Source organism: Embleya sp. NPDC059237 (assembly GCF_042754105.1).
In the GTDB taxonomy this organism is placed as follows: domain Bacteria; phylum Actinomycetota; class Actinomycetes; order Streptomycetales; family Streptomycetaceae; genus Embleya.
The window spans coordinates 115,488-134,362 of record NZ_JBHZAE010000017.1; the positions used below are offsets into that span (position 1 = coordinate 115,488).

General features: G+C 73.0%; 12 protein-coding genes. 5 read left to right on the forward strand and 7 right to left on the reverse strand.

All coding sequences use genetic code 11. The features are described 5' to 3' along the window. Window positions 1–57 precede the first annotated feature (57 nt). Entirely contained in the window at window positions 58–2,004 is a 1,947-nt protein-coding gene (locus tag ACFXKZ_RS39155; protein WP_380008325.1) for an N-6 DNA methylase, read from the forward strand. Window positions 2,005–2,020: 16 nt separating this feature from the next. Here the strand turns inward: ACFXKZ_RS39155 and ACFXKZ_RS39160 are convergent, their stop codons facing one another. Further along, window positions 2,021–3,991, reverse strand: a complete 1,971-nt coding sequence (locus ACFXKZ_RS39160) for a protein kinase (RefSeq protein WP_380008328.1) — start codon at window positions 3,989–3,991, stop codon at window positions 2,021–2,023. 305 nt (window positions 3,992–4,296) lie between these two features. Here ACFXKZ_RS39160 and ACFXKZ_RS39165 point away from each other — a divergent pair, with 305 nt between their 5' ends. Continuing rightward, window positions 4,297–5,586 (forward strand): citrate synthase, encoded by a 1,290-nt coding sequence (locus ACFXKZ_RS39165; RefSeq protein ID WP_380008331.1) that lies wholly within the window; start codon window positions 4,297–4,299, stop codon window positions 5,584–5,586. A gap of 123 nt (window positions 5,587–5,709) precedes the next feature. Here ACFXKZ_RS39165 and ACFXKZ_RS39170 read toward each other — a convergent pair whose 3' ends face one another. Both ACFXKZ_RS39170 and ACFXKZ_RS39175 read right to left on the reverse strand, forming a co-directional pair. Next, window positions 5,710–8,037: a PQQ-binding-like beta-propeller repeat protein gene (locus ACFXKZ_RS39170; protein WP_380008334.1), complete on the reverse strand. Its 2,328-nt coding sequence runs from the start codon at window positions 8,035–8,037 to the stop codon at window positions 5,710–5,712. Between the two features lie 389 nt (window positions 8,038–8,426). Further along, a complete protein-coding gene (locus ACFXKZ_RS39175; protein WP_380008337.1) occupies window positions 8,427–9,953 on the reverse strand; it encodes an MFS transporter in 1,527 nt (508 codons plus the stop codon). Window positions 9,954–10,059: 106 nt separating this feature from the next. On the opposite strand from ACFXKZ_RS39175, the gene ACFXKZ_RS39180 reads away from it, so the two are divergent. Then, entirely contained in the window at window positions 10,060–10,695 is a 636-nt protein-coding gene (locus tag ACFXKZ_RS39180; RefSeq protein WP_380008340.1) for a TetR/AcrR family transcriptional regulator, read from the forward strand. 79 nt (window positions 10,696–10,774) lie between these two features. On the opposite strand, the gene pucL is transcribed toward ACFXKZ_RS39180, so the two are convergent. After that, entirely contained in the window at window positions 10,775–11,665 is an 891-nt protein-coding gene (gene pucL, locus ACFXKZ_RS39185; protein WP_380008343.1) for a factor-independent urate hydroxylase, read from the reverse strand. A gap of 284 nt (window positions 11,666–11,949) precedes the next feature. Here pucL and ACFXKZ_RS39190 point away from each other — a divergent pair, with 284 nt between their 5' ends. Further along, window positions 11,950–14,262, forward strand: coding sequence for a protein kinase (locus ACFXKZ_RS39190; RefSeq protein ID WP_380008346.1), 2,313 nt, complete (start codon window positions 11,950–11,952; stop codon window positions 14,260–14,262). A gap of 252 nt (window positions 14,263–14,514) precedes the next feature. Here ACFXKZ_RS39190 and ACFXKZ_RS39195 read toward each other — a convergent pair whose 3' ends face one another. Then, on the reverse strand, window positions 14,515–15,180 hold the full coding sequence (locus ACFXKZ_RS39195) for a TIGR04222 domain-containing membrane protein (protein ID WP_380008349.1): 666 nt from the start codon (window positions 15,178–15,180) through the stop codon (window positions 14,515–14,517). Between the two features lie 81 nt (window positions 15,181–15,261). Beyond that, entirely contained in the window at window positions 15,262–15,744 is a 483-nt protein-coding gene (locus tag ACFXKZ_RS39200) for a hypothetical protein (RefSeq protein ID WP_380008352.1), read from the reverse strand. Between the two features lie 132 nt (window positions 15,745–15,876). On the opposite strand from ACFXKZ_RS39200, the gene ACFXKZ_RS39205 reads away from it, so the two are divergent. After that, window positions 15,877–16,878: a glutamate ABC transporter substrate-binding protein gene (locus ACFXKZ_RS39205; RefSeq protein ID WP_380008355.1), complete on the forward strand. Its 1,002-nt coding sequence runs from the start codon at window positions 15,877–15,879 to the stop codon at window positions 16,876–16,878. Between the two features lie 28 nt (window positions 16,879–16,906). Here the strand turns inward: ACFXKZ_RS39205 and ACFXKZ_RS39210 are convergent, their stop codons facing one another. Continuing rightward, window positions 16,907–18,799: a propionyl-CoA synthetase gene (locus ACFXKZ_RS39210; RefSeq protein ID WP_380008358.1), complete on the reverse strand. Its 1,893-nt coding sequence runs from the start codon at window positions 18,797–18,799 to the stop codon at window positions 16,907–16,909. Between the last annotated feature and the right edge of the window lie 76 nt (window positions 18,800–18,875).

The following is an 18,875-nucleotide window of genomic DNA, read 5'->3' on the forward strand; positions in this document are numbered from 1 at the left end:
TTGCTTCTCTATGATTGACTTCTCGCGGTTCACACCCCAGGTCATGAGGAGGAGACGGTGCCCACCAGCCCCCAGGTCACCGCTGCCGAGATCGCCCGCATCGCGGGTGTCGGGCGCGCCGCCGTGAGCAACTGGCGTCGGCGCTTCGACGACTTCCCGCGACCCGTGGGCGGCAGCGACGCGAGCCCCACGTTCGCGCTGGCCGATGTGGAGGGCTGGTTGCGTGCCCAGGGCAAGATCGCCGAGGTCGCGCCCGAGGAGCGGCTGTGGCGCCTGATCGCGGCCGACGGCGACGTGGCCGAGCGGCTCGCCGACATCGGCGAATACCTGCTCGCGGGTGCACCCGCGCCGGTCGGCCCGCACGCCGATCGACTCCGCGCCGCCGGCGACCTCGCCGCGACCCGGGGCGCGCCCGCCGTGTTCGCCGACCTGTACGCGCGCTTCGCCGAGTCGCCCGCCGGCCCCGGCGGCGCCACCCCCGCGGCCACCGTCGCGCTGATCGCCGAACTCGCGGGCGCCGGGCGGGAGAAGCCAGTCACCGTACTCGATCCCGCGACCACCCACGGCGACCCGCTGCTCGGCTTCGTCCGCTCGGCGCGCACACTGCGCGGGCAGACCGAGGCACCGGCCCTGGCCCGGTTGATCCGGGTCCGCCTGGCGCTGCATCCGGACGCCGCGCCGGACACCGACGTCGCCATCGCCGAGGGCGACGGACTGCGCACCGACGCGTGGCCCGGCGCCCGCTTCGACGCCGTCGTGGGCAACCCGCCGTTCAACGACCGCAACTGGGGGCACGACGAACTGGCCTACGACCAGCGCTGGGAGTACGGCCTGCCGCCGCGCACCGAATCCGAGCTGGCCTGGGTGCAACACGCGCTCGGGCACACCGAGGCGGGCGGGCGGGTGGTGCTGCTGATGCCGCCGGCGGTGGCGGCCCGCGGCTCGGGGCGTCGGATCCGGGCCGAACTGCTGCGCCGGGGCGCGCTGCGCGCGGTGTTCGGCCTGCCCGCCGGAGCCGCGCCGCCGTTCGGGGTGGCGCTGCACCTGTGGATCCTGGAGCGGCCCTCGGGCGAGCACATGCCCTCACACGTGCTGTTCGCCGAGCTCGACGATCTGGCGGACCCCGTCGCGGCGGACACCGCGCTGCGTGCCTGGCGCGACTTCCGCGCCGATCCGGCGGGCCTGACCGAGATCCCGGGCCGACACCGCGCCGTACCGCTGATCGAACTCCTCGACGACAACGTCGACCTGACCCCGGCGCACAACCTGCCCGCGCAGACCGACGTGAACGTGGCCGAGCGGGTACAGGACACCCGCGCCCGGCTGCTCGCCCTGCTGGCCCGGCTGCCGCACCTGGTGCCCGCCGTGCCGGCCGCCGAGGAGGGCGCCGGGACGTGGCGCTCGGTCGCGCTCGCCGACCTGGCCCGCACCGGCGCGGTCACCCTGTACCGCAGCGCATCGCGGGCCGGGCGGGTCGGCCACGAGACGCCCCCCGGCCCGACCGTGCCGATGCTCACCACCACCGACCTGGCCGCCGCCGTGCCGCCCAGCGCGCGCCTGTCCGCGGCCGAGGCGGACGAGGCGCAGCACCCCCGAATCCACGCCGGCGACGTGATCGTGCCGACCCTGCTCGGCGGCGACGAGCACGGCTGGGCGAGCGCGGTCCGGGTCGCCGGGACAGCCGAGCAGGGCGCGGTCCTCGGGCCCAACCTGCACCTGCTGCGCCCCGACCCGGCCGCGCTGGACCCGTGGTTCCTGGCCGGATTCCTGACCGACCCCGCGCACGCGCGGCGGGCCGGCTACGGCTCCAGCATCGTGCGCGTCGACGTGCGGCGGATCGAGATCCCGCTGCTGCCGCCGGACCGGCAGCGCGCGTACGGCGAGACCTTCCGCGCGCTGCGCACGTTCGTCACCGACCTGCGCGGCGCCGCCGCGCTCGGCGAGGACCTGGGCCGGGGCCTGCTGGAGGGCCTGACCGCGGGCCTGCTGCGACCGCCGGGGTAGCCGCGACGGCGGGCTCTCAGCGCCCCTCCAAGGCCCGCAGCACGCGCCGGGAGCGGTCGGCGGGCGCGGCGGCGCGGAGCGGGCCCGACGGGGTCAGCCCGGCCGCCGCGGCGCTCCAGTCGGGGCCGGTGTAGCAGCGCACCAGGGCCTCGGCGGCGGCGCGGTGCACGTCGCCCATCGAGTACAGCTCCTCGCCCGGGACGATGCGATGCCGCCGCCGCCCGGCTGCCCGCGCCTCCTGCTCCGGCCACCGCGCGTGCACCACCACGCGCGGCTCGTCGACCGGCTCCGGCGCGGCCAGCGTGGAGAAGGACAGCGTGTAGGGCAGCAGCGGGCCGACCAGGTCGCACAGGCCCCACAACACCGCCTCGGGGTCCGGCACGCCGTCCGCCTCGGACAGCGCGAAGGTCTCGTCGGGCCGGGCGAGCACCGCCGCGACCACGTCCGTCAGCACGTCGGCGTGTTTGCCGGCGCGGGCCCGCAGGCGGGGCGCGCAGCGGGCCAGTTCGGCGTCGAGCACCTTCGGGTCGATCCGCGGCGAGGGACGACCGGTGGGCTGCTCCAGGGCGGCCGGGTCCCCCGAGGCGGCGAGGGCGAGCGCGTGCCGGGGCCCGGCGAGCGAGACCGCGGCGGGGTCGGGGCGGGCCGGGGCCATCAGCACCAGTGCCCGGCCGGGGGTGCGCCGGATCAGCGTGGGCCGACCGCCGAGCGGGCCGAATCGGACCGCGGGCCGGTCCGCCGTGCGCCCTCCGCCCGGTTCGGGGTCGATCATCGGCGCCAGCACCGGGTGCCACCGGCGCAGGTCGGCGTCGGCCAGGGACGAGGCGAGCACGCCGGCCGGTCCCGCTCCGGGCAGGTCGTACAGGATCCGGTCCAGCATCGGCGCCCGCGCCGACCGGTACGGCTCGCGCGTGTAGGGCCGGGTGGGCGCGGGCGCGGGCATCGGCTGGGTCGGCTCGGCGGGCGGCGGGCGGTCCGGTCCGGTGCGGTGGGCCCCGCCCGGGCGCGGCCGCTCGGGCGTGGGCGCGCGCACCGCCTCGGGCTCCGGCGCGGGGCGCGGGGCGCGCGGCCGGGGCGCGTCCACGGCGGGCCGAATCCGCCGCTCGTGCTCGTGCAGCAGGTCCAGCACCGGCCGGGGCAACCACGCGGCGGCCTCGTACGGGCGCCGGCGGCCGGTCAGCAGCTCGGCGAAGTCGGCCACCACCCGCTCCGGCGTCGGCCGCCGATCGGCCCGGCGGCGCAGGCACGACTCGATCAGCGGCAGCAGTTCCGGAGGCAGCCCGCTCAGGTCCGGGTCGCGGTTGCGCACGGCGCTCATCACCCGCATCGCGCTGCCCTGGTACGGCGCGTGCCCGGTGCCCGCGAACAGCAGCGTGGCGCCCATCGCGTACACGTCGGAGCGGACCGTGCCGGATTCGCCCTCGACCTGCTCGGGGGCCATGTAGGCGATCGTGCCGACCAGGTTGACGGTGTCCTGGTCCTGGGCGAGGGCGAGCCCGAAGTCGATCACCTTCGGCCCGTCCAGGGTGACCAGGATGTTGCCCGGGGCCAGATCACGGTGCACCAGGCCCGCCCCGTGGATCGCGCCCAGCGCCTCGGCCACTCCGGCGGCCAGCCAGCGCACCGCGTCCGGCGGCAGTGGGCCGCACTCGTCGACCACCTCGCGCAGCGACGGCGCCGGCACGTACGCGGTGGCCAGCCAGGGCCGCGCGGCCGCCGGGTCGGCGGCCACCACCGCGGCCGTGAACACCCCGCTCACCAGCCGCGCCGCCTGCACCTCACGGGCGAACCGCCGCCGGAAGTCCTCGTCGTGGTCCAACTCGGCCAGGATCGTCTTGATCGCCACCAGCCGACCCGCCGGGGACAGCCCCAAAAAGACCCGGGCCATGCCGCCGCGGCCGAGCCGGGACAACACCCGGTAGGGCCCGATCCGGCGCGGATCGTAGGCGTCCAGGGGCGCCGGCCCCCGTCGTCCGTCGTCGGTCACGCAACGTCCCCCCGGCTGCCCGATCGTGTGCCCCTCATCATGACGCCGCATGGGTGACCCCCGAAGCGGGAAGCCGAAACACAGGGCACCGTCGCGACTCGAGCCGGCGGTGACCAAGGGCGTTGCGACCCGGCACCCTGGGTCAGGTGACGCGGCTCACGGTTTGTCCCCCAGGTGGGAGGTGGCTGCGAGGCCGCCTCGTGCGCCTGCTATTCGTACTGATGCACACATGTCACAAAGACCGGAACCGCACGGACACGATCCGGGTGGCTGCCGGAGCCTGAGCCGAGAAGTAGGGGACCCCCATGAGCGAGGACTCGGTAGTACTGCGCCACCAAGGAAACGAGCACACCTTCCCGCTGATCGAGGGCACCATCGGCGACACCGCCATGGACATCTCGACGCTGCGCGCCAAGACGGGGCTGGTGACCTACGACGGAGGGTTCGTCAACACCGCCGCGTGTAAATCGGCGATCACCTTCATCGACGGCGAGGAGGGCATCCTCCGCTACCGTGGCTACCCGATCGAGCAGATCGCGGAGCAGGGGACCTTCCTGGAGACGGCGTATCTGCTGATCTACGGCGAGTTGCCGTCGGTGAGCGCGCTGGACAACTTCCGCGACGAGATAACCCAGCACACGCTGCTGCACGAGGACGTCAAGCGGTTCTACGACGGCTTCCCGCGCGACGCGCACCCGATGGCGATGTTGTCGTCCGTGGTGTCCGCGCTGTCGACGTTCTACCAGGACAGCCACAACCCGTTCGACGAGGAGCAGGTCCGGCTCTCGGCGATACGGCTGCTGGCGAAGCTGCCGACGATCGCGGCCTACGCGTTCAAGAAGTCGGTCGGCCAGCCGATGCTCTACCCGGACAACTCGCTCGGCTACGTCGAGAACTTCCTGCGGATGACCTTCGCCGTCCCGGCCGAGTCCTACAAGGCGGACCCGGTCGTGGTGGACGCGCTGGACAAGCTGCTCATCCTGCACGGCGACCACGAGCAGAACTGCTCGACCTCGACGGTGCGCCTCGTCGGCTCCAGCCAGGCGAACATGTTCGCGTCCATCTCGGCCGGGATCAACGCGCTGTGGGGCCCGCTGCACGGCGGCGCCAACCAGCAGGTCCTCGAGATGCTGGAGCAGATCAAGAACGACGGCGGCGACATCGACGCCTTCGTGAACAAGGTGAAGAACAAGGAGGACGGCGTCCGCCTGATGGGCTTCGGCCACCGGGTGTACAAGAGCCGCGACCCGCGCGCCACGATCATCAAGAAGGCCGCCGACGACGTCCTGTCCCGGATGGGCAAGAAGGACGAACTGCTCGACCTCGCGATGCAGTTGGAGGAGCGCGCGCTGGCCGACGACTACTTCGTCGAGCGCAAGCTCTACCCGAACGTGGACTTCTACACCGGGCTGATCTACCGGGCGATGGGCTTCCCCACCGAGATGTTCACGGTGCTGTTCGCGATCGGCCGGCTGCCGGGCTGGATCGCGCACTGGCAGGAGATGATCGCCGACCCGAAGGCCAAGATCGGCCGTCCGCGCCAGGTGTACACGGGCGTCGCGCTGCGCGACTACACCCCCATCGGTGCCCGCTGACCCGGATCGAACACCCGACGACGATCCCGGAGTCGAAGGTCGCGAACCGCGGTTCGCGAGCGACGGCTCCGGGATCGTTGCGTGTCGGGGGTGTCGGGGCGGGCGCGTGCGCCCGCCCCGCGCTCAGCCGTTGGTCCCGACCGACGGGCCCTTGCCGGTGACCGCGTCCAGGACGTACAGGTGGCGGTCGGCGCTGCCCACGAAGAGCAGGCCGTCGGCCACGATCGGGGAGGTCACCCGACCGCCGGTGGTGAACCGCCAGCGGGGCTCACCGCCCATGCCGACCGCGAGCACCGAGCCGTTGCTGCTGCCCGCGTACACCATGTCCTCGGCGACCACGGGCGAGGTCACCCAGCCCTCGGCGCCGTAACGCCACACGCAGCGCGTGGTGTTGACGTCGACCGCGTACAGGCCGCCGTCGCCGCTGCCGAAGAAGGACAGGTTGCCCGAGGTGGCCGGTTGGGCGACCGGGCCGCCCGCGCCGAACCAGCCGCGCATCGCGCCGTCGCCGGCGTTGAGCAGGTACAGGTACTGATCGGTGCTGCCGACGTGCACGATCCCGTTGGCCACCGTCGGCGAGGACACCCAACCGCCGGTGGGGAAGCGCCAGCGGCACCAGCCGGTGGCCGCGTCCAGCGCGTAGACGCAGCGGTCGCTGGAGCCGAAGTAGACCGTGCCGTCCACGACGGTGGGCGAGGTGGCCCAGCCGCCGGTGGGGAACCGCCAGCGACAGCGCCCGGTGGCCGCGTCCACGGCGTAGAGCGCGTTGTCGCTGGACCCGAAGTAGACGGTGCCGTCGGCGACCACGGGGGCGGCCACGACCTCGCCGCCGGTGGGGAAGCTCCAGCGCCACTGTCGCGAGGTCAGCTCCAGGGCGTAGACGTGGTTGTCCTGGCTGCTGAGGTACATCAGCTCGCCGTCCACGGCCGGCGGGTGCGACCAGCCCGAGGAGTCGAACCGCCACTCGCGCGTGGCCAGATGCAGGGTGTGCAGCCCGTTGTCGTTGCTGTGCACGTGTACGCGGGCGGTCCGCCCGGAACCCGCGCGCACCGGCGGGGTCAGGATCTCGCCGGTCGCGGCGAACCGCCACACCGGCGCGGCCTCCATGCCGCCGGTGGGGGTGCGCGGCGGCGTGGGGTGCTGGCGGGGCACGTCGGGACCGCTCTCCGGCCACGTGACCGGAGAGTTGGGTATGGGGGCGGGCGGCCGGGCCACCCGCTCGGTGGGCAGCGCCGGCGAGGGGGAGGACGTGGACACCGGTCGTCCCGAGACCGGTCGCGAGCCGCCCGGCGGGCCACCCGTCGGCGAGTTCGTCGGCGGGGCCGGCGGCCGGGGCGGCGGCTTGCGGGTCGGGTTCGTCGGCGGGCGCTGCGGCGGTGGCGGCCGGTGGGTCTCCGGGCGCGGCGCCGGACGCGGTTCCTGGCGGACCTGGTTGGGCAGTTTGCCCATGTTGTTCGGGTCCGGGCGCACGTTCTCCGGCAGTTCGGGCCGCTGCTCGCCGTCGGGCTCGACGAGTTCGCGGACCGGCGGCGTGCGCGGGCCCATCGTCGGCCGGTACTGGCTCTCGAACCGCTGCACCATCGCCGACGCGTTGTCGGGCAGTTGGCTGTCCGCGTCGCTGTCGTCCAGGAGCGGGGCGAGCTGGTTGAGCAACTGGGTCGGGCTCGGCCGGTGTTCGGCGGCGCGCTGCATGCACAGGTTGACCAGGCCGGTCAGCTCGGTCGGCAACCCCTCCAGGTCCGGCGAGCCGGTGACCAGGCGCAGCAGCGCCTCGGCGGGCTTGCGGTCGGGGTAGGGCGAGTGCCCGGTGGCCGCGTACACCAGCGTGGCGCCGAGCGAGAACATGTCGCTGGCGGGGGTGATGTCGCGCACGCCCTGCGCCTGTTCGGGCGACATGTACGCCGGGGTGCCCACGGCGACGCCGGTCATGGTGAGCGAGCCGAAGTCGGCGGCGCGCGAGATGCCGAAGTCGATCACCTTGGGGCCGTCGCTGGCGACCAGCACGTTGGACGGCTTCAGGTCGCGGTGCACCAGGCCGGCGGCGTGTACGGACTCCAGCGCCTCGGCGATGCCGGCGGCCATCCAGCGCACCGCGCGCGGCGGCAGCGGGCCGCAGGCGCGGACCAGCGACTCCAGCGAGGGCGCGGGTACGTACGCGGTGGCCAGCCACGGCACCGCGGCGTCGGGATCGGCGTTGACCACGGCGGCGGTGAACACGCCGCTGACCCGGCGGGCCGCGGCCACCTCCTGGGCGAAGCGCGCGCGAAAGCCCGGGTCGCCGCCCAGCTCCGAGCGGATGGTCTTGATCGCGACCAGTCGCCCGAAGGGCGAACGCCCCAGATAGATACGGCCCATGCCGCCGGCACCGAGTCGGCCGAGCACCGCGTAGGGGCCGATCCGTTCCGGATCCCCCTTGGCCGGTGGCTCACCCGGCCATCCGTGTTCCGTCACAATCCCCCCGAAGTCGCTCCACCGCCCATCATCCCCGCCGAGCGGCTGTTTCGACAGGAACAGGCGGGAGGAGTGCCACGGCGCCGGTCGTCCCGTCGTCGCGATAGAGGTGCCCCGGGGCGGAGCACCCGCTGCCTGTCGCAGGGTACCCGCCTGCTCGCTCTGCCGCCCACGCCGCGTCCCGCTTGGACCGAAACACGGGGGAATCCCCCAGGCGTCGATCACGAAGAGTGGCCGCCGAAGCGGAAATTACTCCACTGATCGGTGTTTTTCGGACGTGTCGCACCTTCGGACCGCGAACACCCGGGCCGGTTCGCGGGAACCGGTCCGGGTGTCGAGGTGTCGACGGGCGAGCGGAGGACCGCCCGGCGACGACGGCCGATGCCGTTCTAGTGCAGACCGCCGGTGGTCTCGGCGGGCAGCTCCGACTTGTCCACCCGCAGCACCGCGACCGCGATCACCGCGGCGACGGCGAGCAGGATGCCGGCGGTCGTGAAGCCCGCCGTGTAGCCCTCGGTGAGGGCGACCTTGATCGCGTGCAGGTCCGGGGCCTTGCCGCCGAGCTTGGCCACCTCGTCCCGCAGCTTGTCGTCCTTGGCGCTGGAGTAGATCGTGGTCAGCACCGCGATCGCCACGGCGCCGCCCACCTGCTGGGTGACGTTGAGCATCGCCGAGCCGATGCCCGCGTCCTCCGGGGCGATGCCGGCCACCGCGGTGGCCATGATCGCGACGAAGATCAGGCCCATGCCCAGACCGAAGATGATCATCGCAGGCAGCAGGCCGGTGACGTAGCTCGAGTCGACGTCGAGCATCGCGTAGTAGAACAGGCCGACCGCGGCCAGCACCGGACCCACGGTCAGCAGCACCCGCGGGCCGATCTTCGGCAGCATCACGCTGGTGAACTGGGCCGAGACCATCACGCCCGCGCACAGCGGGAGATAGGCGAGACCGGACTTGATCGGCGAGTAGCCCGCGACGAGCTGCATGTAGAGGGTGATGAAGAAGAACGAACCCATCATGCCGCCGGCGGCGAGCGCCATCACCACGTAGCTGGCGGAGCGGTTGCGGTTGCGGAAGAGCCGCATCGGCATGAGCGGTCGCTCGACCTTGAGTTCGATCACGATGAAGGCGGCGATCAGCACCGCGGACAGGGTCAGCGAGCCGATGGTCAGCCCGTCGCCCCAACTCTTGTCCGCGGCCCGGATCACGCCGTAGACCAGCGCGGTCACACCGAGCGTGGAGGTGAGCGCGCCGGGGATGTCCAACCGGCCGCGCCAGATGGCCTTCTCGCCGGTCTTCGCGTCGTCCGGGATGGCCAGCGGGAGCGCGGCCACCAAGGCTATGCCGATCGGCACGTTGACGAACATGACCCAGCGCCAGGACAGGTACTCCACGAGCAGGCCGCCCATGAGCAGGCCGACCGCCGAACCCATGCCCGACACCGCGGCGTAGACGCCGAACGCCTTGTTGCGTTCCGGCCCTTCCTCGAAGGTGGTGGTCACCAACGACAGGACCGCGGGGGCCACCATCGCGCCGCCCACGCCCTGGAGGGCGCGCGAGGCGAGCAGCATGGCCTCGTTGCCGGCGAACCCGCCGAGCAGGCTCGCGACCGTGAACACGATCAGGCCGAGCGCCAGGAGCCGGCGTCGGCCGAAGAGGTCACCGAGTCGACCACCGAGCAGCAGCAGGCCGCCGAAGGTCAGCATGTAGGCGTTCATCACCCAGGAGAGCGATGTTTCGCTGATGTCGAGCGCCTTGCCCATGTCGGGAAGGGCGATGTTCACGATGGTCGCGTCGAGCACGATCATCAACTGAGCCCCTGCGAGCAGGGCCAGGGCCAGTCCGCGACGCGCGTGCGGCGCCTCGGCGGACGGGGATCCGGTCGAACCGGCCACCTCGGGAGGTGCCGTCGTCATGGATTGCCTCGCATTGCTAGTGGACGTGAGCGTTCTCTACGTGAATCTAGAGGTTATGCCTTAGAGAACGCAAACGTTTTCTGTAGCATGGCAGTCGGAGGTGACAGTGAGCACAGGAGTACGCGCCGGTCACGTCGAGACAGCCCTGCTGGTCTCCGACTACCGACAGCGCCCCCGCAAGCGCGGCGTCACGCTGGAGCGGGCGATCACCGAGGCCGTGGTCGCCGAGCTGGGCGAACGCGGCTACGCCGGGGTCACCTTCGAGGGCGTCGCGACAAGGGCCGGGACCGGCAAGTCGGCGCTGTACCGGCGCTGGCCGGACAAGGTGGGCATGGTCGCCGACGCGCTCTCCGCCACGCTGCCCGACCCGGAATCCCTGTCCTTCCCGGGCACCTTGCGCGGCGACCTGATCGTCTACCTGGAGGCCATCGCGCGCGGCATGCTCGGCCCGCTGGGCCTGGGCACGCGGATGTTGTGCAGCGAATTGAGCCGGCACCACGAGTTCGCCGAGATGTGGGAGCAGCGGGTGGTCGGCCCGTGGACGGCGCTGCTGACCGACGTGATCGCCGACGCCATCGCCCGCGGCGAGGCCCGCCAGGGTGCCCTGGCCCCGGAATGTGTGCTGGCCGGACCCACGTTCCTGTGCCAGCGCTTCACCGTCTCGGGCGTGCCGATGACCGGCGCCGAGATCGAGTCCCTGGTGGACAACGCGCTGATCCCGATGCTGGCCTTCCACGACTGAGGACGGGCTCGCTCCGCCCCATGGCGGAAGCGGACACAGATCGCCGAGGCGCCCGGCAAGGCGTAGCGGGGGCCGGACGCTACTCCCAGGGCAGGTCGGCCAGGGCCGTGGCGGCTTCGTCGCGCAGGACCGTGCCCTCGATCAGGCCGTACGGCCGGTCCGTGACCTGGTACACCTCCCCCGGGTTGGTTTGGCCGAACGGGCTCAGGTCCACCTCGACGTGATGGCGGTTGGGCAGCGTCAGGCGTACCTCGGCCAGGTGCTCCTGCTCCGCCAGGACCGCCTCGCCCATCGTGTACAGGGTGTGCTGGAGCGAGAGGCTGTGCGTCTCGGCGAAGGTGCGCAGCAGGGTGTCCCGGGCGGCGCGGAACGAGGCGTCCCAGTCGGCCGGTGCGTCGCGGTCGCGGCGATGGCGCCAACGCGCCCGCACGGTGGTGGCCAGGATCCGGTCCCGGGTCGGCGCGAGCGTCGTGTAACGGTCCGTCGGGAAGCCGTGGAACTCGGATCCGGTGGACTTGAGCACGGCCACGTCCGCCAGGCCGGAGCAGACCTCGACGCCCTCCGGCCCGTGCACGACCCCGGCGCAGCGCACCCCCGCCGCCCGGGTCCACGCGTGCGGGTGCGGACCGTGCGTGCCGGCGATCCGGACCCAGGGGTATTCGAGCAGGCGCACCCGCGCGGTGTCGATCGAGGCGTGCGCGTCGACGAAGTGTCCGGCCAGGCGCAGGCCGAACTCCTCGATCGAGGGCAGCGGTCGGTCCTGGGCGAAGGCGTACACCACGGCGCGCATCGTGTCCGTGGGCACCACCCGGGCGTTGTCGCCGCGCAGATGAGTGTCGGCGAGGTCGCCGGACAGGGACACCGAGACGTCGAGATCGCACAGTTCGTGATCGGTCGCGGTGGCCCGGGTCACCCGGGCCAGGCGCACCTCCGCCTTGCCATATCGATTCGGCCCCAGAACGATCGCCATCGGTCCGACTCCCTCGTCATATCGGGGTGTGGTTGCCGCGAAGCCAGTGTGCCCACACGGCCCGGCAGAACCTCGTAATCCGGACATGTCCCGGTGTTCCGGCGCCCGTCCGGAGTCGGTAACAGGAGATCGACGGGGCGGTCCGGGTCCTCGGTGACACCCCGACCCGAGGGGTAGGCTGCGGCGAAGTCCGCGGGGAGGCGAGACCGACAGGGCCGTCGGCGTGCCCTGGGGCCACTCCCTGCCTTGGCACAGAACGTACGTACGTGGAGGGGGCGGCAGTCATGGATCCGCTGAAGCCGGGCGATCCCGGGGTTGTCGGGCGGTACCGACTGTCGGCCCGACTCGGTCGGGCCGGCCTGGGGACCGTGTTCCTCGGTCGAGCGCCCGGTGGTGAGCAGGTCGCGGTCAAACTGGTGCGGTCGGACCTGGCGGCCGACAAGAAGTTCCTCGAACGGTTCCGTACGGACATGGCGACCGCGCGCGAGGTCGGCGGCACGCATGTCGCCCACGTTCTGGACGCCGACGCCGACGGCACGCCCCCGTGGCTGGTGGTCGAGCATGTCGCGGGGCCGTCCCTGGAGGCGGCCGTCGAGGCGCACGGGGCGTTTCCGGAGCGGACGTTGCGGGTGTTGGGCGCCGGGTTGGCCGAGGGCCTGGCGGCCGTGCACGAGGCGGGTCTGACGCACCGTGACCTGAAGCCGGCGAACGTCCTGCTGGCCGCCGACGGGCCCCGGGTCGCGGACTACGCGCTGGCCCGGGCGCTGGGTGCGGCCGGGCTGAACCGGACCGGCGTGGTGGAGATACCGGTGCTGCCGGCGCCGGAGCAGGTCACCGGCGGGTCCATCGGTCCGGCGATCGACGTGTTCGCCCTGGGCGGTGTGCTCTGCCATGCGGCGGGCGTGGCGCCGTTCGGTACGGGGTCGGCCGCCGAACTGGCCCAGCGGGTGGTCCGGGAGACGCCGGACCTGACCGAACTCCCGGACTGGCTGCGCGAGATCGTCGCCGACTGCCTGAAGAAGCGGCCCACCGCGCGACCCACCGCGGCCGACCTGGTGGCCCGCTTCGCGGCGGCCGACCCGGCGACGGACTGGCTGCCGAAGGCGACGGCGGCCCTGCTGGCGACCCACGCGGCGGAGGCGGCAGCGGCCTCGGCCAAGCGGGTGGAGATACCGGACGCCGACGAGGCGGACACGGTGGAACCGGGCGACGCGGACGGCTTGGACGCGGACGGCTCGGACGGCTCGGACCCGGCGGAGGAGCCGGAGACGGCCGAGGTCGCGGCTTCGGCCGCGCTCGCGACACCTGCGGCAGCGCCGGCCACCGGGGCCAAGGCGAGCAAAAAGACCAAACCGCGCACCAGCGTAGCGGTGGCTCGGAAGACGGACGACGAGGCGGATCGGCCCGATGCGGCGGCCGACGACACCGAGGCGAAGCCCGCTCGAACGGCGGCCAAGGCCACGAAGCCGAAGCCGGGCGGCCCGGCGGCCGACGACAATGACGACGCGGACGACGCAACGCCCGTCGCCACCCCGGCGGCACGAGGCAACAAGGTCGGCAAGGCCGGGCCCGCCACCGATGTGCCTTCCGACACGGAAGCCCCCGAGGAAGACGCAACCCCGGTTGCCACCCCGGCGGCGCGAAGCGCCAAGGCCAAGCCCAACAGGCCCACCAGCGAAGCAAGTTCGGACTCGAACGACGCCGAGGACGACGCCACACCCGTTGCCACACCGGCAGCGCGAAGCGCCAAAGCCAAGCCCAATACGCCCACCACCGAAGCAAGTTCGGACACGGACGACGCCGAGGACGACGCGACCACCCCCGTGGCCGTGCCTGCCGCCCGCGACGACAAGCCGAAGGGCAAGGCCGGAGCGAAGGACGCGCCGCCCGCGGACGACGACGTGACCACTCCCGTGGCGGTGCCCGCCGTCCGTATCGGCAAGGACGAGGACGACGCGCCGGCCGCCGATCCCGCGCCCCCCGCGCCCGAGTCGGGCAAGCCGAAGGGGGGCTACGACGGCGGCGAGCCGGTCAAGGTGCCGGTCGTCCGGCGCGGCAACAACGCCGAGACGGTCAAGGTCCCGCGCAAGCCCGACGGCCCCGCACCGGCGGGGGCCGGCGCCGAGACGGTCAAGGTGGAGCATCCGGCCGTGAGCCCGGTCGGCGCCACCACGGTGTTGCCCGCCCCCGCGCCACCGGTCGCCGCACCGCCGCTCCCGACCGCGACCCCCGCGGCCGCCGCGACGGCGGCCCCGCAACCGGGCTCCGGCCTGCCCTTCCCACTCGGCCTGACCGAGCAGCGCCCCACTCCCGAGCAGCGTCCGGCCAATCCGCTGCTCTGGCACGCGGTAATCGCGCTGCTCGGCGTGACCGCCGTCGGAATAGGGCTGTTCCGGCTCACCGACTCCGCGTGGCGCGACGCCCAGAACACGATCCTGGGCATGGTGCTCCCCGGCATCTCCGTACTGGCCGGCCTCGCCGGCCTGGGCACGCTGGTCCTCGCCGTCATCGACGCCCGCAAGCCCACCTCCCAGGGCGCACCCCCACTCGGCGCCGCTCCCCACCACCACCCCACCGAGGCGGACTCACCCCGCTAGCGCGTGTCTTCGAACCCCCGTCGGGCTCCGCGGCGTGAGCGCAGCGAGGAGCCCGAAGGGCGGATGCCGTGCATCGGCGTGCCGGAGAAGCAGGTGCACAGTGGTTCTATTCGCCTGTTTCTCCGGGGCGGCGAGGTGCGGTGCCGGGCGTCGTGGAGCTCGGCGGGGGTTTGAAGACACGCGCTAGGGCCCATCACGCGGCACCCGGTCCGCCGGTCGTCCACCCGACGACCGGCGGACTCGGTTCCGGGCTCAGTACGAGCCGGCGCAACTGCCCGACGTGTCCGGGTAGCTACCAATGTCGTAGTTCCGGAACGTGGAGTTGTAGCCGCTGCTCGGGTCGTACATCTCCCGCCCACCCTCGTCCGCCGGGCGCTTGCCGCGTTTCCCCTCCCGCAGCCGCCGGATCCGCGCGTCGGACACACGGAAGGCGGCGCCCGTTTCGGCGTCGTGCAGCCCGCGTCGCCCGAACAGCGCCGCTCCGCCGATCACATCCGGCGGGCCCTCCGCCGCCCAGTCGACCCGGCCCCACTCCCTCCGCGCCGCCCCCAGGCACCGCACGCCGGCCGGCGTCACCGCCGCCACCCGCCGACCGAACGGTCGCGGCGCCCGCCGCAGCAGTCCGACCGCCACCAGTTCGTCCCGCACCGCGAGGATCGCCGGAGCCCCTGCCGCGGTCAGCCGTACCTCGGTGAGATCGGCCCCGCTCTCGGCCGGCACCAGGGCCAGAATCGTGTCCTCGATCGGCCCCTCCCCCACGCGCGCCGTCGCGGTCAACCGGCCGTCCCGGGCCACGAGCAGCAGTTCGCGGACCCGCAGGCCGACGATCGTGGTGTCCACCACGCGTCCGGGGCCACCGGCCAGGAAGGCGAGTTCGTGGACGCCGACGGAGATGGGAGTCGACCCGGAAGTCTTCATGGGTCAGGTGTACCGCTCCACCCGCCATGCTCGAACATTCGGTCGACCATCGTGGGCAACTCCCTCACCGTCCCCGCCCGTTCAGGCGCGGGCCGCGCCCGTGGGCCACACCACGTGGACCTGCTTGCCGGCCGCGCGGGCCCGGGTCACCGCTTCGGCGGTGCTGCCCCGGTTGTCGTCGGGCCGGCCGTCCCAGACGGCGAAGAGCACGTCGGCCGCCGCAATCAGGTTCTCGTTGGCCGCCGCGTAGGCGTCCCGCGAGGCGTGGGGGTACGGCATCACCCGAACCTCGTCGGCCTCCGCCAACAGGTGGTCGAAGGTCGTGCGATAGGCCGCGCCGACCCTGGACTCGCCGTAGTCGGCAGACGGCAGCAACACCACCAGCCGGCCGCCCAGGTCGAGCACGGCCCGGGCGAAGATCGCGTCCGCACCGGCCGCCAGGCAGCTGTAGCCGACCAGTTCGTCCGCCGCGACACCGGCGAGCAGATCGCGGAGCGCACGGTCGACCAAGGGCGCCGTTCCCGCCGCGAGGCTGATGTGCCCGGTGATGCCATAGCTGGTCACACGCGCTCCAAAGTTGATCGATCACACCGAGGGAACCCCCCATTATTTGGGTAGCCGGTCCCGATTTCCGGCGGATCCGATCGATAATCGGACCGCACCGGCACTCGGGAACACCGGCCCACGGGGAGTGGCATGCACTGGGGAGCCCACCGCACGGCGACCGCGGCAGCCGCCGTCGCCCTGGCCGCCACGCTGGCCGCCTGTACCGGCTCGTCGGGCGCGCCGCCGGCGGAGGTCCGTACCGCCGCCGAACCGATCGTCTCGGGAGCACATCCGGCCGGCCCGGACGACTACCCGAAACCGTCCACCGCCGCGCCGTGCGACCCGCGCCGGAGCCTCACCCCGCCCGACCCGCTGCCCGCCGGCGGTCGCATGCCGGCGGGGTCCACGATGGAGACCGTCCAGCGGCGCGGCTACCTGATCGTCGGGGTGGACCAGAACACCCGCTACTTCGCCGAGTTGGATCGGCGCAGCGGCCGGATCCAGGGCTTCGACATCGAGATGGCCAAGTCCCTCGCGCAGGCGATCTTCGGCGGCCCCGACGACCCCGCGCGCATCCGGTACAAGGTGATCACCCAGGCCCAGCGGCCCGAGGTGCTCCGGTCCGGGGTGGTCGACGTGGTGATCGACACGATGACCATCACGTGCGAGCGCAAGCACGAGGTGGCGTTCAGCAGCGACTACTACACCGACGGCCAGCGGGTGCTGGTCCGCAGCGACTCCGATGTGCATTCGCTCGCCGATCTGCGCGGCAGGCGGGTGTGTACGGTGCGGGCGACCACCTCGATCGTGTTCCTGCGCGACGATCCGGCGGGCGTGCTGCCCTACGCGGTGGAGAACTGGACGGACTGCCTGGTCGCGTTGCAGCAGGGCGAGGTGGACGCGATCTCGACGACCTCCGCGCTGCTGCACGGACTTCGTGCGCAGGACTCGGACACCGTCGTGGTCGGGCCGGCGTTCAGCGACGAACCGCACGGCATGGCCTTCCCGTTGGCGCACGAGGACTTCGTACGCTTCGCCAACGGGCTGCTGGAGCGGATGAAGCGCGACGGGTCGTGGCAGCGGTTGTACGACACCTGGCTGGCCGTGCCGCTGGGCCCGCAGTCGCCGCCGCCCGCGTCCTACGCGAACTGATCGCGCCGCACCCCGGATCCGCGGTGTCCTACTCGTCGACGAGCGTCGGCCGCAGGGCGTCGAGTACGGCGGGATCCTCGATCGTGGACGGCGGTTCGGGTCGTTTGCCGTCGGCGATGTCGCGCATCGTGCGGCGCAGGATCTTGCCGGACCGGGTCTTGGGCAGCGCGGGGACCACGTCCACCCGACGCAGCGCGGCCACCGCGCCGATGGTGTCCCGCACCCGGCGAACCAACTCCTCGGCCACCTCGGCCGGTTCCCGGTCCACGCCGGCCTTGAGCACGACCAGGCCGCGCGGCACCTGGCCCTTGAGCTCGTCGGCCACCCCGATCACCGCGCACTCCGCCACGTCCGGATGGCCCGCCAGGACCTCCTCCATCGAGCCGGTGGACAGCCGGTGTCCGGCCACGTTGATCACGTCGTCGGTGCGGCCCATCACGTAGACGTAGCCGTCGGCGTCCTTGCGTCCGCCGTCGCCGGTGAGGTAGTGGCCGGGGAAGGCGGTCAGGTAGGAGGCGACATAACGCGCGTCGTCGCCCCACAGGCCGGTCAACGTGCCCGGCGGCATGGGCAGTTTGAGCACCACGGATCCGTCCGTGCCGGGCGGCATCTCGACGCCGTCCGGGTCCAGGATCCGCACATCGTAGCCGGGTACCGGCAGGGTCGGCGAGCCGGGCCGGGTCGGTTGCGGCTCCAGGCCGATCGGGTCGGCCACGATCGGCCATCCGGTCTCGGTCTGCCACCAGTTGTCCACCACGGGCACGCCGAGCAGGTCGCCGGCCCAGCGGTAGGTCTCCGGGTCGAGGCGCTCGCCGGCCAGGAACAGGGCGCGCAGGGCGGACAGATCGTGTCCGGCGAGCAGCTTCCCCTCCGGGTCCGCCTTGCGGATCGCGCGAAACGCGGTCGGCGCGGTGAACAGCATCGTGGTCCGGTGCTCGGCGGCCACCCGCCAGAACGCGCCCGCGTCGGGGGTGCCGACCGGTTTGCCCTCGTACAGCACGGAGGTGCAACCGGTGAGCAGCGGCGCGTAGACGATGTACGAGTGGCCGACCACCCAGCCCACGTCGGAGGCGGTCCAGCTCACCTCGCCCGGCCGCACGCCGTAGATGTTCTCCATCGACCAGCGCAGCGCCACCGCGTGCCCGCCGTTGTCCCGGACGATGCCCTTGGGCGGGCCGGTGGTGCCGGAGGTGTAGAGGATGTAGAGCGGGTCGGTGGCCGCCACCGGCACACACGCGACCGGCTCGGCGCTCGCCATCGCGGTGTCCCAGTCGAGGTCGGTGTCCGTCAACTCGGCGGTGAGCTGTGGGCGTTGCAGGATCACCACGTGGTCCGGGCGGTGTGTGGCCTCGGCCAGGGCGGCGTCCACGAGCGGTTTGTAGGCGATGGTGCGGGTCGGCTCGATGCCGCAGGACGCGGCCACCACCACGGTGGGCCGGGCGTCGTCGATCCGCACCGCCAACTCGTGGGCGGCGAATCCGCCGAACACCACGGAGTGCACCGCGCCGAGCCGGGCGCAGGCGAGCATCGCCACCACCGCCTCGGGCACCATCGGAAGGTAGAGCACGACCCGATCGCCCCCGGCGACCCCGAGGCCGCGCAACACGCCGGCGAACCTCGCGGTCAGGTCGAGGAGTTCGGCGTAGCTCAACCGGCGCCGGGTGTCGGTGACGGGCGAGTCGTACACGATGGCCGCCTGGTCGCCGCGGCCGGCCGCCACGTGCCGGTCCAGGGCGTTGAAGCAGGTGTTCAGCACGCCGTCGGGGAACCAGCGGTACAGCGGCGCGGCGGAGTCGTCCAGGGCCCGGGTGGGCGGGGTGATCCAGTCGATCGCCTCGGCCGCCGCCAACCAGAATCCGTCGGGGTCGTCGAGGCTTCGCCGATACGCCGACGCGTACGCCCCGCCCTGGTCGCGACTCATCCGCGGTTCCTCTCGGTGGTTGCGGCAGGGCGCGGTGTGACGATGCCGCCCCGCCGGCAGGATCCCGACGGAGCGG

Bases quoted from the DNA above. Each gene is read 5' to 3' on its own strand.
- ACFXKZ_RS39190 (WP_380008346.1), top strand. From the start codon at position 11,950: ATGGATCCGCTGAAGCCGGGCGATCCCGGGGTTGTCGGGCGGTACCGA.
- pucL (WP_380008343.1), bottom strand. From the start codon at position 11,665: ATGGCGATCGTTCTGGGGCCGAATCGATATGGCAAGGCGGAGGTGCGC.
- ACFXKZ_RS39195 (WP_380008349.1), bottom strand. From the start codon at position 15,180: ATGAAGACTTCCGGGTCGACTCCCATCTCCGTCGGCGTCCACGAACTC.
- ACFXKZ_RS39210 (WP_380008358.1), bottom strand. From the start codon at position 18,799: ATGAGTCGCGACCAGGGCGGGGCGTACGCGTCGGCGTATCGGCGAAGC.
- ACFXKZ_RS39165 (WP_380008331.1), top strand. From the start codon at position 4,297: ATGAGCGAGGACTCGGTAGTACTGCGCCACCAAGGAAACGAGCACACC.
- ACFXKZ_RS39205 (WP_380008355.1), top strand. From the start codon at position 15,877: ATGCACTGGGGAGCCCACCGCACGGCGACCGCGGCAGCCGCCGTCGCC.
- ACFXKZ_RS39175 (WP_380008337.1), bottom strand. From the start codon at position 9,953: ATGACGACGGCACCTCCCGAGGTGGCCGGTTCGACCGGATCCCCGTCC.